Raw genomic sequence first — 13,093 nt, 5'->3', positions numbered from 1 at the left:
TGTGTGTTACATAGGCTTCTGTTGTGTTTTGCACGGTGGTTTGTCTTGAGAAGCCTTTGGGTTTATCATGTGCGCACGGCTGTGGTACACCTTTTCCACAGTCGTGAAGAAGACGTGCCACAGCTGTGAAGAATATGCTTCACAGCCGTGGTTTTTCATCAATATATAGGGGTTGACAGAACAGACATAAGGGAATGACAGAACAAACATGAGGGGATAACGGAATGGACATAAGCACTCGACGCATTCCGTATCAGGGTATGAATAGCGGAATGCGTCGAGTGCTTGTGGGGGAATGATATGATATTTGTTCTTATGCCTTTACATACTTCCTTTTAGCTATCAGCACTGCCACGATGATACCTATCACCAGCAGTGCCAGTGCTCCGTAGGCGATGCCTTCCGTCACGTGCAGGCTGGTGGGGTCAAAGCGCATTTCGATGGTGTGCTGTCCGGCAGGAACATACATTGTGCGCAGGATATAGTCGGCGCGTGCCAGTTCGACAGGCTGTCCGTCGATGGTTACGTGCCAGCCGTCCGGATAATAGATTTCGGAGAATACGGCAATACCGTCTTGGGCATTGTTCGTTTCGTACGTCAGGCGGTTAGGTGTGTAACTTGTCAGGCGGATGCTGGAGAGGCTGTCTTTATAACTTTCCGTGGCACCTTTCAGCACATCCTTGAAGCGGGCATCCACTACGGCTGTCTCCGTAGGTATGATGCTGTCCAGGGCGTCAATCTCTTCGTTGGCGTTGTTCACATACTGCACCTTGTTTACAAACCATGCATTGCCGTAGGCGTGCGGGTTGAGGATGGGAACGGTTTGTCTTTGCTGTCCTGCAGGGAAGATGAAGTATTTGGTGTTCAGCATGTTCAGTACGCGGAACTTATTGGCATCCACGCTGTCCATCTCACCTCCGGCGGTGGCAATGGCCTTGTAGGCCGCCTGCATTTCGGGAGAGATGTGATGCTCTATCATTTCCTGGTAGCGGCGCAGCTTGGCCGGGTGATAACCGCCGACGCTTTTGTGCCAGTAGGAGGTGTTGTTGTCATCGAAGGTGCTGGTGGCAAAGTTCAATACACGATAGTCCAAACTGGTATCTTGCAGTATCAGCTCGTCTGTATTCGTCTTGGTGAAGGTTTCCGTACGGATGGAGTGGGGCACGAACTGGGCATCATTCAGATAGCGCTTGTTGACCCCCCACATATCTGCCAGGCAGAGTATGGTGATACCTGCAATGGTCAGCGAGCTGCGCAGCTTGCCGCTTGCATAGAGCCAGAGCAGGCTGCATCCGATGCCTATGATGATGAAGCTACGCAGGGCGTCGCTGCTGACGAGTTCGGCACGCATCTCTCCCAAGTTGGCAAGGATGCCGGAGAGTTCGTTGGCGGGTATCATCTGCTGGTTGACGGCATTCTGCAGCATCTGTGCCTCTTGGGCGGGCACGTAGCCGGAGCCGATGCTGCCCGGGGCAACGGCAAGCAGCAGGGCGACGCCTGCAGTGAGCAGCAGGCTGATGCCGAGGGGCTTCTTTTCTTGTTTTAAGATTTCCGGCTCTTCGAGCAGGCGTTTCAGGGCAAAGATAGCCAGCAAAGGTATCGTGAACTCTGCTATGACAAGGATGGAGGACACGGCGCGGAACTTGTTGTACAACGGGACGTAATCGATGAAGAAATCCGTCAGCGGCATGAAGTTCTTGCCCCAGGACAAGACGATGGAGAAGAAGGTGGCTCCTATCAATGCCCACTTCAACGGTCCTTTTACGATGAAGCATCCCAGTACGAACAGAAACAAGACGAAGGCTCCTACGTAGACGGGACCCGACGTCATGGGCTGGGTACCGAAATATTGTGTCAGTGAGCCGTACAGACTGCTGTACATCGGGTTTGCCTTGCTCATGGCGGTTTCACTCTGGCTGAGGGCGGCAGATGCTCCGCCTTTGAAGTTGGGCACCAGCAGAGTCAGTGTTTCGTCGATGCCGTAGCTCCACTGGGTGATGTAGTCGCGGTCCAGCCCGCTACTGGTCTGCTTGGCAGCGTCGCCGGTCTGCACCAGTTCGCTTTTGCCGCGCATGGTTTCTTTGCTGTAGGCATAGGTGTGATAGAGGTTGGATACGTTGGCGGCTATGCCGACGAGGGCTGCCACAATCAGTACGGCACTTGCCTTGAAGAACTGGGGCAATGTCTTGGTACGCCATGCTTTCTCGAAGTAGGCTCCCACAAAGAAAAGGATGACGAAGAAGAAGTAATAGGACATCTGCACGTGGTTCGAGGTGATTTGCAGGGCCACGAATAAGGCGGTGAGGATACCTCCCCACAGCAGTTTCCCGCGATAGGCGAGCACGATGCCCGCTATGGTGGGCGGCACGTAGGCAAGGGTGATGAACTTCCAGATGTGTCCGGCGGATATCAGGATAAAGAAATAGGACGAGAATGCCCACATGATACCGCCCAGTCCGGCCAGCCAGACCGGTATGCCGAAGACGCGCAGCAGGATGTAGAAGCCGAGCATCAGCATGAATGTGAGGCACACATAGTCGGGCAGGAAGAGTTGGTAGGCTTTCTGTACCCACTGCAGTGACTTGGTGGAGTCATACGAAGGGGCTATCTGATACATGGGCATACCGCCGAACAGCGAGTTTGTCCAACGGCTGCGTTCGCCCGTCTGTTCGTAATACTCCTTGACTTCTTGTCCTGCCCCTGCTCCTGCAGCCGTGTCGTGCTGAAAGAGAATACGGTTTTCTATATCCGCCGGGAAGAAGTAGGCGAAGGAAAGGAGGACGAATGCCAAGATGGCAATAAGGTCGGGAAGAAGCTTCTTCATGAGTTATAAGTTATGAGTTATCAATTAATCAATTGTGGGGCAAAGATAGTGCAAACCGAATACAGAACTTTCATGCTTGCGTGAAAAAGTTTTGTTGAGGTGCAGCCTATCTTCGCTTTTGTGGCAAAGATACATAAATGCAGATTGTTATTGTCACGTTATCGGCAGAATGTTGTACCTTTGCCTTTCCAAAAAAAGATTAAAGTGCTTTAATGGTAATATGCAAGCTTAAATTATTATAGATATGACAATAGGGATAATCAGTGCAATGGACAGCGAACACCGCCGGTTGGTGGAGCGCTTGCAGGATAAGAATACGTCGGGCGATGGTAGTTTCCGCTATGTGGAAGGTACATTGGGCGGTAACCATGTAATCTTGACGCAATGCGGCATCGGTAAGGTGAGTGCAGCGGTAGGAGCTTCGGAACTGATACGGCGCTTTTCTCCGGACTGCATCGTCAGCACCGGTGTGGCGGGCGGCATTGATGCTTGCCTGAAGGTGACGGATGTAGTGGCAAGCCAACGTCTGGTGTATCACGACGTCTGGTGCGGCGACGGTAACGAGTACGGACAAGTGCAAGGTTTTCCCGCCTCTTACGAGGGATGTTCCTCTCTGTTGAAACATGCCTTGTCGCTGAACGAAGCCGGAATGGAAAGCCGCATCCACAGCGGACTTGTCTGTACCGGCGACCAGTTCATCACCAACCGTACGGAGCTGGATACCATCAAGCAACGTTTCCCCGACGGTCTTGCCGTTGATATGGAGTCTGCCGCCATTGCGCAGACTTGCTATCTGTACAATGTTCCTTTTCTCAGCTTCCGCATCATCAGCGACACACCCGGAGTAGAGGACCATGCTTCGCAGTATGCCGATTTCTGGGGAACCATGGCAGAGCGTTCGTTCCTCACGATATGGACCTTCCTCTCCACCCTTCCCAGCAATTTATAACTCATAACTTATAACTCATAACTCATGAAGAAGATTCCCAGTTTTACAATTGACCACATCCGCTTGTTGCGCGGTATTTACGTATCCCGCCAGGATGAAGTGAACGGAGAAACAGTCACTACTTTCGACATCCGTATGAAAGAGCCCAACCGTGAGCCTGCCTTGGGACAAGGTGCTCTGCATACTATCGAACATCTTGCCGCCACCTACCTGCGTAATGACCCGCAGTGGCAGGACAAGATTATCTATTGGGGCCCCATGGGCTGCCTCACCGGTAATTATCTGCTGATGAAAGGTGACTTGAAGCCGCAGGACATACTGGCGCTGATGCAGGACACCTTCCGCTTTGTTGCCGAATATGAAGGTGAAGTCCCCGGTGCCGCTCCGCAAGATTGCGGCAACTACCTGCTCCACGACCTTCCGATGGCTAAATGGGAGTCTGCCAAATACCTGCATGAGGTATTGGAACAGATGAAAGAGGAGAATATGAAATATCCGGAAAAAGAAGAAAAATAAGGGGTTAGGGATTAAGGATTAGGGATGGGTTTATACCTATATTAAAGTCTATGCGACCCCAATAATCCCTAACCCTTAATCCCTTATCCTTTATTATCACACAATCTCAATCCCCTGCTCCTTGCAAAGCTGTAATCCCAGGTCTTTCAGCTTGAATTTCTGTATCTTGCCACTTCCCGTCATGGGGAATTCTTTGATGAAGAAGATATACTTGGGTATCTTGTAGCGGGATATTTTGCCGATGCAGAAGTCTCGTACATCCGATTCGTGCATATCCACTCCTTCGTGCAGGATGATGAAAGCGCCTACGGCTTCACCGTACTTCTTAGAGGGAATACCGGCTACCTGCACGTCTTTTACGCCTTCCAGTTGATAGAGGAACTCTTCTATCTCGCGGGGATAGATATTCTCACCACCGCGGATAATCATGTCCTTGATGCGTCCTGTGATGCGGTAATTGCCGTCCTTGTCCTTCACTCCAAGGTCTCCCGAGTGCAGGAAACCGTTCTCGTCAATGACTTCGGCCGTGGCTTCCGGATTTTTGTAGTAACCCTTCATGGTGTTGTATCCGCGGTTGCACATTTCGCCTTGTACGCCTACGGGACACTCTTCTCCGGTTTCGGGGTCGATAACCTTTACTTCCGTATGTTCAAAGTCGTGTCCTACGGTATTGCAACGTACGTCGAACGGGTCGTCTATCCGGGTGGCGGTCATTCCGGGAGCAGCTTCGGTCAGCCCGTAAACGCTGGTTACCTTCATGTACATTTTCTCTTCCACCTGCTTCATCAGCTCTACCGGGCAGAGGGAACCTGCCATGATACCCGTACGGAGGCTGGACATGTCGAACATGTCGAACATCGGATGGTTCAGTTCGGCAATGAACATGGTGGGTACGCCGTAAAGTGCCGTGCAGCGCTCCTTGTGGATAGAGGCGAGCACTACCAGTGGGTTGAAGCGTTCCACCATTACTTCTGTACAGCCGTGTGTCAGGCAGTTCATGGTGGCAAGTACCACGCCAAAGCAGTGGAACAATGGTACGCAGACGCAGAGCTTGTCATCGGCGGTAAACTTCATGTGCTCACCGGTAAGGAAACCGTTGTTGGCAATGTTGTAGTGGGTAAGCATGACGCCTTTCGGGAATCCCGTAGTGCCGGAGGTGTATTGCATGTTCACTACATCGTGGCAAGTGACCTGACTTTTGAGCTCATTCAGGCGACTGTCTTCTATATTGTCGCCCAAGAGAAGTATTTCGGCCGTGTTGTACATGCCCCGGTGCTTCTCCTGCCCCACGTAGATGACGTTTTTCATATAAGGGAAACGTTCGCTTTTCAAGTGTCCGCGTTGGCAAGTCTTCAGTTCCGGAAGCATGGTATAGGTCATCTGCACAAAGTCACTGTCCTTTTCGCCATTGACGATGCAGAGGGTATGCATGTCGGAGTTCTGGCAGAGATATTCCAGCTCGGACTGTTTGTAGTTGGTGTTTACCGTTACGTAGACGGCACCTATCTTGGCGCAAGCGTATAATAGAGTCAGCCAGTCGGGTACGTTAGCTGCCCAGATACCTACGTGTGTTCCCCGTTCCACGCCGATGGCGATAAGTCCTTTGGCCATGTCGTCCACCCGGCGGTTGAACTGGCTCCAGGTGAAGCGCAGGTTGCGGTCAGAGTAAACGATATATTCTTTGTCTGGTGTTGTTTCGGCCCAATGTTCCAACCATTGGCCGAGGGTGCGTTCGTATAACATGATGTGGAAGTTGAAAGTGGAAAGGTGAAAATAGAAAGTATTTATCATTTTCCATTTTCACCTTTCCATTAATTTAAATAGGTGTATAAACTACTGCAAGTATCTTGGCTGCCTGCCCTTCATAGGCGTGTACGTGGTGCGGAACGATGGAATCGTAATAGATGCTGTCACCTTCTTCGAGCAGGTAGGTATTTTTGCCGTAACTGATTTCCATGGTCCCTTCCATCACCATGATGAATTCTTCGCCTTCGTGTGAGGAGAGTACAAAGTCACTGTCGTCCGTAGCGGCCACATCAATGATAAACGGCTCCATATGGCGGTCGGCTTTGGATTTGGAGAGTGAATGATACTCCATATGCTTGCGGCTGTGGATGGCATTGTTGGAGAAACTGATACTGTTCTGCGACTCGTCCTTACGGCAGACCACGGGACCGTTCTCATCCTGGTCGTCAAGAAAAGTTCCCAAACGTACACCCAGCACACGAGCTATCTTGATGAGGGGAGCCAGTGACGGGAGGTCGATGTTGTTTTCTATACGTTCAATCTGTTCGATAGCAAGTCCCGAACGCTGTGCCAGTTCTTCCATACTGATGGATTGGCTTTCACGGAGTGATTTTATTTTTTCTCCTACGATTTTGCTGGTATCCATAATGATAGTATTTTCTGTCTAAAGGTTATAATTTATAGCTGTTAAACCGCAAAAATAAGAGAAACTTTTACTTGATGCAACATTCTGAGGGAAAATATTGCTGAAATATCTCCGGTGGTCGGCTTATTTGTATAATATTCTTCTGTTCTGTTTCTCTTTCTTCCCCAAAGTTCTGTTTATAGCCGCTTCAAGTCTTGTTCCGATACGTGCTTTCCTTTGTACGCTTTGCCTGCTGCATTGAAACGATAGCTTAGGTTCAGGGAGAAGCTGCGAGAGTCCGGGTTTGCCTTTTTCGTATAGGTCAGCCGGGGACCGAACAGCATGAAGGAGCCATACCGGGAATTCCACAGGTCATTGGCTTGCAGTCCGAGCGTCAGCCTTTTGTTGAAGAATGTTTTGCGGATGCCGGCGTTTATGCCCCAATAGGAACGTTGCAGCATGGCGCCGAAGTTGCCTTCGCTCTGGTAGTCGGCATCAAGGGAGAGAATCCACTCGTCCGGAAGCTGGAGACTGTTTTGCAGAAAGAGGTAAATGCTGCCGCGGTTCATATTCTTGCTACTGCCTTGATTGGTGACTTTGAAGAACGGTTGGGCGAAGTAGATGCCGAGCTCCGGTTTCCAGATGCCGACGGTGGGTGACAGATGGGCAGAGGCGGTGAGATACTGCATCCGTTTGAAATTTCCGGTAGTGAAGATGACAACATCCGGATTGTCCTCGTATTCTTTGGTCATGAAGGCAATGGCATTGCGGCGGTATTGGTAGTTAAGTCCGAATTGTACCCACTTGTAAAGGGCCGTGAACTGCAGGTCGTGGTTGGTTTCGGGGGTGAGCAGTGGGTTTCCGCCTTCGTAGATGAAACGGTTGTTATAACTCAGTGTGCTACGTAGCTGGAAGAAGCTGGGGCGGTTGCTTTTGGCTGTATAGCTGAGATTGGCTTGGGCTTTGCCGAGAGGAAAGTCTACCGATAGGTTGGGGCACCAGTCATTGTAAGTACGACTTTGACCGGACACGTACTTTTCCTGCTCCCAATAGTCGGAGACGGCATGCTCGAAGCGCAGTCCTGCAAGAAGGCTGATTTTTCCTAATGTCAGTGAGTATTCGGCAAAGACGGCAGACTTGCTTTCGTCGATTTGACTGTCTGTATCGGGAAGTATGTGCTGCCGGTTCAGGAAATTGTCATTTCGCCGGATGAAGGTGTAATCGGCACCGGTCTTCAGTTCACCTTTCCAAAGGGGATGGGTCAGAATCAACTTGGCGGCATAAAGGCGGTTGTCGGCGTGGTTGAAAGAGCTGATGTCGCGATTGCCTTCGGTCTGGCTTTCTTCTTGAGCCTCCTGGTGATCATAGCTTTTGCCGTACACCAGGTCGGTGGTGAAGTTTATGTGGAGTTGCTTTATGCTGCCCTGATAGTAGGCATTCAGCTGGTGCCGGCTAGTTTGCTGCAGGTTTTGGGAGGAATGTATGGTGTGATCGGCCAGTTCTTCATTTGCCCGGACGGTATATGCCGAATGGTCACTGCTGTGATAATCGGGGGTACGATGAAACTCATAGGAGGCACCGAGGCTGTGTTGGGGGGTGAAGTCGTAACTGGCGCTTGCTTTTCCTCCGGCAAGCAGTCCCTTATTATACAAGTGAACCCGGTTATTTACATCCCATTGTATTTCGGACGGTATCTGGTAGCGAACCTCCTGGTGGCGTTTTCTGTTTTCATAATTGGTGTACAGCATGCCCAGCAGGGACAGTCCTTTCTTCTGATAATTCAGATTGACTTGTCCGTAATGGCTGCTGCGTCTCCGTTGGGTGATTCCTGCACGGAAATTACCGCCAAAACTGTCTCTTTTGTTACGTACGGTGCGTATGCGTACAACGGCTTTAACGGTAGCATCGTACTCTGCACCCGGGTTGGTGATAAGCTCCACTTTTTCAATATCGGCGGCAGAGAGGCGTTGCAGCTCGGAGTTGTCTTGCAGAAGGCGGTTGTCTATATAGATGACCGGTGTCCCTTTGCCAAAAACGGTATACCCCTCATCAGAGGAGCGCAGTCCGGGGATATGTTTCAATACGTCGTTGGCATCATTCAAGGATGCTAGCAGGGTTTGCCGTACGCTTGTCTCCAACTTTCCGCCCTTTAGTCGGAAAACGGGGCGGGCGGCGGTGATGACGGTTTCCGCAAGTAGCACGGCATCGGTTTGCAATATCCAGTTGTGGGTACTCCCGGTGGGGCAAGGCTGGCAAAGGGTTTTGTAACCGATGGAAGAAACTTGTAGTAGATAGTTTCCGGGAGCGGGAGGGAGAAGTTCAAAACTACCGTCGCTTCGGCTGCACGTTCCTTGTATGAAGGTGGAATCTTCGGAAAGGAGGGCGATGTTGGCAAACTCTATCGGTTGCTTTTCCTCTGTGAGAATTTTACCTCGGATGGAGGGTGTTGCCGGGCTGGTTTGTGCTTTTGTTGTCGTGACGCTCATTAGGAGCAGGGCAAGAATACATATTATCTGTTTCATGTTCCGGTTGTTGTTTGATTTCGGGACACGAAGGTATCCGCTTTCTGCCGGGATGGAAGAAACAAAAAGCGGATAGTTGTCTGACATTTGCCTGACAATAGACTGACAATGCCTTCTTTTGTCCTTTTAAAGGGGGAAGATGATTACTTTTCTGTATCCATCTCTCCGGTGAACGAGATGGACTGTTTGTTCATGGGTTGCACATGGATACTGGTAGAACCATCGGGAAAGATGGTGAGGCGGTACTCATAATTGTCTTCATCACTACGGGTCTTGAAGTCTATTTGGATTTTGCCTTTTTTGAGTGCTCTGGTTGTGTATCCGGTGATGGATGCATTGAAATTCAGGCTCTTGCCTCCTCCATACGGAGCATTGTAGGCCACTCCAAAGTAAGGCAGGTAAGAGAAAACGGAGTCGTTTCTAATTTCCAGTGTATAGTTGGTGGTCAGGTTACGGCTACCGCCTCTCATCGGTTGCATCCGATCTACGTTGATTTTGTATTGTTTAGCAGCAATAGCTTCTTTTACAGCACGTTCAGTGCGCGCTTTCTTTTCGTTACGGTTTTGGGCGGTTGTCGGCATTGCGACAGTTAGGCAGATTAGCCCTAATAGGATAAGTTTGTTAGTCTTCATGATTCTATAATGTTTAGGTTTTTATTTCCAGTCCGTAGGCGCGGCCACGATCTGTTGTTATTCTGAGGTTGCTGTTGTCCTCGACAATGGGCTTCAGACGCCGTATCAATGTGTAAAGCGTTTCGTCTGCATTGTCTTTTCCCGGCCATAGCGATTGGCAGATGTCGGATTTGAAAAGTAGGTGTGAGGAAGAAAGGTAGAACATCTCCATCAGTGTGTACTGCATGGGGGTGAGTTTTAGCTTTTCCTGCTGTTCGTTATAGAAGCAGGCTTCCTGGAGGGAAAGCGAAAGGTTGCCGAAGGTAATGAAGTTTTCTTGTTGCTGCCCGTTACTGGCATTAGTCTTTGTGTGCCGGTGGAAATAGAAAAAGGTGAATCCTCCCCACAGCAGGGCGGCCAATAGCAATGTTGCCGGAATTGTCTGCTTGGATAAGCTGAACAGCATGGCAGCTGAGCAGCGGGCATATCCCCGGAAAGAAAGTGTCAGCCCAGATGCATCGGCTGTGGTGGAGAGCCATACTAATGTGTCGCTGGCAAGACATCCGGCAGGAATCTCATTGAATACGGTGGCGGGAGCATTCTTTTTCAGTATATGTAGCGAAAGGGTAGAAACATCTTTCAATCCGGTGATGGACAATGCTTCGGTAAAGGCTCTGTGGAAACCGCTTACGGAAACGGGAGTGCCCATCACTTCTTGCAACTTGGCATAGGTTTGGATGGTATCTGCATTCAACCATAATCCCTTGTGCTGCAATACTGTGCGTTGCAGCGCTTGATTCAGGTCAGAGACCACACGTTGTTCTGCCTGCGAATAGCTGCGATAACCGAAGCCGAATGATAGCAGTATCAATAGAAAAGTGATTGCTATCGAAAGATTTGCTGCTGATACTTTTCTTTTCATGGATACAAAATTAGGTATAAATCGGATTATAAACAAAAAAGGAAGTTTCCTTTTGGAAAACTTCCTTTTTTAATGGTTTTGCCGCAAGTAGATTACTTACGCAAGCCGAGTTCTTTGACGATAGCACGATATCTGGTGATGTCGCGGTCCTTCAGATAAGTCAGCAACGCACGGCGTTTACCTACCAACATAGTCAAAGCTCTTTCTGTACTATAATCCTTTCTGTTGAGCTTAAGGTGCTCAGTCAGACGAGCAATACGGTAGGAAAACAAAGCTATCTGAGCCTCAGCTGAGCCAGTATCAGTGTTAGACTTTCCGTATTTGCCGAAGATTTCTTGCTTTTTAGCAGCGTCTAAATACATAATGTTTAATTAAAAGTTATTATAAATATTCCCTTTCGGGGCTGCAAAGATAGGGATAAACTTTTATATCACAATGATATTCAGCAAAAAAATCATATCTATACTGCATATCTAATCCAAAATCACTAACTTTGTCGCTTGAAAATAATAGGTATTATATGCAAAAGATTAGAAACATTGCAATTATTGCCCATGTGGACCATGGGAAAACGACGCTCGTTGACAAGATGCTTTTGGCCGGAAACCTTTTCCGCAGCAACCAGAGCACAGGTGAATTAATGTTGGATAACAATGACCTGGAGCGTGAACGAGGTATAACGATTCTCTCAAAGAACGTTTCTATCAACTACAAAGACACCAAGATTAACATTATTGATACTCCGGGACACAGTGACTTCGGAGGTGAAGTGGAACGTGTATTGAATATGGCGGATGGATGCATTCTGCTTGTGGATGCTTTCGAAGGTCCTATGCCGCAGACACGGTTTGTATTGCAGAAAGCTCTGCAGATTGGTCTGAAACCTATCGTTGTTGTGAATAAGGTGGATAAGCCAAATTGCCGTCCCGAAGAAGTGTACGAGATGGTGTTCGACTTGATGTTCAGCCTGAATGCAACCGAGGACCAGCTGGATTTCCCCGTTATCTACGGTTCTGCCAAGAATAATTGGATGAGTACCGACTGGCAGCAGCCGACTGATAACATTTATCCGCTTCTGGACTGTATCTTGGAGAATATTCCTGCCCCCGAACAGTTGGAGGGTACACCGCAAATGCTGGTTACTTCGCTGGATTATTCTTCGTATACCGGGCGTATTGCTGTGGGCCGCGTACACCGTGGCATATTGAAAGAAGGCATGAATGTGTCTTTGGCAAAGCGTGACGGGAGTATCGTGAAATCAAAAATCAAGGAATTGCATACATTCGAAGGTATGGGCCGTGTAAAGGTGCAGGAAGTGTCTTCCGGTGACATCTGTGCGTTGGTAGGTATCGAAGGATTCGAAATCGGAGATACGGTCTGCGATTACGAAAATCCGGAAGCGTTGCCGCCTATTGCCATTGATGAACCTACGATGAGTATGCTCTTCACCATTAATGACTCTCCGTTCTTCGGTAAGGAAGGTAAGTTTGTTACTTCCCGCCACATCCACGACCGTTTGATGAAGGAGTTGGATAAGAATCTTGCACTTCGCGTGCGCAAGAGCGAGGAAGACGGCAAGTGGATTGTTTCCGGCCGTGGCGTGCTTCATCTTTCCGTACTGATTGAGACCATGCGTCGTGAAGGGTATGAGTTGCAGGTAGGGCAACCGCAGGTAATCTTCAAGGAGATTGACGGCGTGAAATGCGAACCTATTGAAGAGCTTACCATCAATGTTCCCGAAGAATATGCCAGCAAGATGATTGATATGGTGACCCGTCGTAAAGGTGAAATGGTGAAGATGGAAAGTGCCGGCGAACGTGTAAATCTTGAGTTCGACATGCCGTCGCGCGGTATCATCGGTCTGCGTACCAATGTGTTGACCGCTTCTGCCGGCGAGGCTATCATGGCACACCGTTTTAAGGAATATCAACCGTATAAGGGTGAGATTGAACGGCGTACCAACGGTTCTATGATTGCCATGGAGTCCGGTACGGCTTTTGCCTATGCCATTGACAAGTTGCAGGACCGCGGCAAATTCTTCATTTTCCCGCAGGAAGAGGTTTATGCAGGCCAAGTAGTGGGCGAGCATTCCCATGACAACGACTTGGTGATTAATGTAACGAAGTCCAAGAAGCTTACCAATATGCGTGCCAGTGGTTCGGATGACAAGGCACGTCTGATTCCTCCCGTACAGTTCTCTCTTGAGGAGGCACTGGAGTACATCAAGGAGGATGAATATGTGGAAGTTACTCCTAAATCAATGCGTATGCGTAAGGTTATCCTCGATGAGCTTGAGCGTAAACGCGCAAACAAGAACTGATAAACAGAAGAGTTTTAGTTGTTATATATGAAAGGAGTGCCCTGCCGAAAGGTGAGGC

Annotated in this window: 10 protein-coding genes; 3 read left to right on the top strand and 7 right to left on the bottom strand. The window is 49.3% G+C overall.

Annotated elements, in window-relative coordinates; genetic code table 11:
• Positions 1–313: 313 nt before the first annotated feature.
• On the bottom strand, positions 314–2,824 hold the full coding sequence (locus CSD97_RS04485; protein WP_098032003.1) for a YfhO family protein: 2,511 nt from the start codon (positions 2,822–2,824) through the stop codon (positions 314–316).
• A gap of 244 nt (positions 2,825–3,068) precedes the next feature.
• On the opposite strand from CSD97_RS04485, the gene CSD97_RS04480 reads away from it, so the two are divergent.
• Both CSD97_RS04480 and CSD97_RS04475 read left to right on the top strand, forming a co-directional pair.
• Positions 3,069–3,773: a 5'-methylthioadenosine/adenosylhomocysteine nucleosidase gene (locus tag CSD97_RS04480; protein WP_005830756.1), complete on the top strand. Its 705-nt coding sequence runs from the start codon at positions 3,069–3,071 to the stop codon at positions 3,771–3,773.
• Positions 3,774–3,797: 24 nt separating this feature from the next.
• The gene (locus CSD97_RS04475) at positions 3,798–4,289 is read left to right on the top strand and encodes an S-ribosylhomocysteine lyase (RefSeq protein WP_008662549.1); all 492 of its coding nucleotides are present in this window, start codon (positions 3,798–3,800) and stop codon (positions 4,287–4,289) included.
• Between the two features lie 96 nt (positions 4,290–4,385).
• On the opposite strand, the gene CSD97_RS04470 is transcribed toward CSD97_RS04475, so the two are convergent.
• The 6 genes from CSD97_RS04470 to rpsO all read right to left on the bottom strand — a co-directional run bounded on the left by CSD97_RS04470 (position 4,386) and on the right by rpsO (position 11,077).
• Positions 4,386–6,032, bottom strand: coding sequence for an AMP-binding protein (locus tag CSD97_RS04470; RefSeq protein ID WP_022400772.1), 1,647 nt, complete (start codon positions 6,030–6,032; stop codon positions 4,386–4,388).
• Positions 6,033–6,105: 73 nt separating this feature from the next.
• Positions 6,106–6,681 (bottom strand): XRE family transcriptional regulator, encoded by a 576-nt coding sequence (locus tag CSD97_RS04465; RefSeq protein WP_005830747.1) that lies wholly within the window; start codon positions 6,679–6,681, stop codon positions 6,106–6,108.
• Between the two features lie 176 nt (positions 6,682–6,857).
• Positions 6,858–9,182, bottom strand: coding sequence for an outer membrane beta-barrel family protein (locus CSD97_RS04460; RefSeq protein WP_098032033.1), 2,325 nt, complete (start codon positions 9,180–9,182; stop codon positions 6,858–6,860).
• Positions 9,183–9,325: 143 nt separating this feature from the next.
• Complete coding sequence (locus CSD97_RS04455; RefSeq protein ID WP_005834391.1) at positions 9,326–9,814, bottom strand: DUF4251 domain-containing protein; 489 nt, start codon at positions 9,812–9,814, stop codon at positions 9,326–9,328.
• A gap of 13 nt (positions 9,815–9,827) precedes the next feature.
• Complete coding sequence (locus tag CSD97_RS04450) at positions 9,828–10,715, bottom strand: helix-turn-helix domain-containing protein (protein ID WP_005834392.1); 888 nt, start codon at positions 10,713–10,715, stop codon at positions 9,828–9,830.
• A gap of 92 nt (positions 10,716–10,807) precedes the next feature.
• Positions 10,808–11,077, bottom strand: coding sequence for a 30S ribosomal protein S15 (gene rpsO / locus CSD97_RS04445; RefSeq protein ID WP_005830737.1), 270 nt, complete (start codon positions 11,075–11,077; stop codon positions 10,808–10,810).
• Between the two features lie 158 nt (positions 11,078–11,235).
• Between rpsO and typA the strand changes: the two genes are divergently transcribed.
• A complete protein-coding gene (gene typA / locus CSD97_RS04440) occupies positions 11,236–13,035 on the top strand; it encodes a translational GTPase TypA (protein WP_005830735.1) in 1,800 nt (599 codons plus the stop codon).
• Positions 13,036–13,093 lie beyond the last annotated feature (58 nt).

The organism is Bacteroides sp. AR29 (genome assembly GCF_900217715.1).
Classification (GTDB): Bacteria; Bacteroidota; Bacteroidia; order Bacteroidales; family Bacteroidaceae; genus Bacteroides; species Bacteroides uniformis.
This window is presented reverse-complemented; position numbering and strand designations above follow the sequence as displayed.

Coding starts and splice junctions, on each gene's coding strand:
- CSD97_RS04460 (WP_098032033.1), bottom strand. CDS start 9,182: ATGAAACAGATAATATGTATTCTTGCCCTGCTCCTAATGAGCGTCACG.
- CSD97_RS04475 (WP_008662549.1), top strand. CDS start 3,798: ATGAAGAAGATTCCCAGTTTTACAATTGACCACATCCGCTTGTTGCGC.
- CSD97_RS04450 (WP_005834392.1), bottom strand. CDS start 10,715: ATGAAAAGAAAAGTATCAGCAGCAAATCTTTCGATAGCAATCACTTTT.
- CSD97_RS04480 (WP_005830756.1), top strand. CDS start 3,069: ATGACAATAGGGATAATCAGTGCAATGGACAGCGAACACCGCCGGTTG.
- rpsO (WP_005830737.1), bottom strand. CDS start 11,077: ATGTATTTAGACGCTGCTAAAAAGCAAGAAATCTTCGGCAAATACGGA.
- typA (WP_005830735.1), top strand. CDS start 11,236: ATGCAAAAGATTAGAAACATTGCAATTATTGCCCATGTGGACCATGGG.
- CSD97_RS04485 (WP_098032003.1), bottom strand. CDS start 2,824: ATGAAGAAGCTTCTTCCCGACCTTATTGCCATCTTGGCATTCGTCCTC.
- CSD97_RS04455 (WP_005834391.1), bottom strand. CDS start 9,814: ATGAAGACTAACAAACTTATCCTATTAGGGCTAATCTGCCTAACTGTC.
- CSD97_RS04470 (WP_022400772.1), bottom strand. CDS start 6,032: ATGTTATACGAACGCACCCTCGGCCAATGGTTGGAACATTGGGCCGAA.
- CSD97_RS04465 (WP_005830747.1), bottom strand. CDS start 6,681: ATGGATACCAGCAAAATCGTAGGAGAAAAAATAAAATCACTCCGTGAA.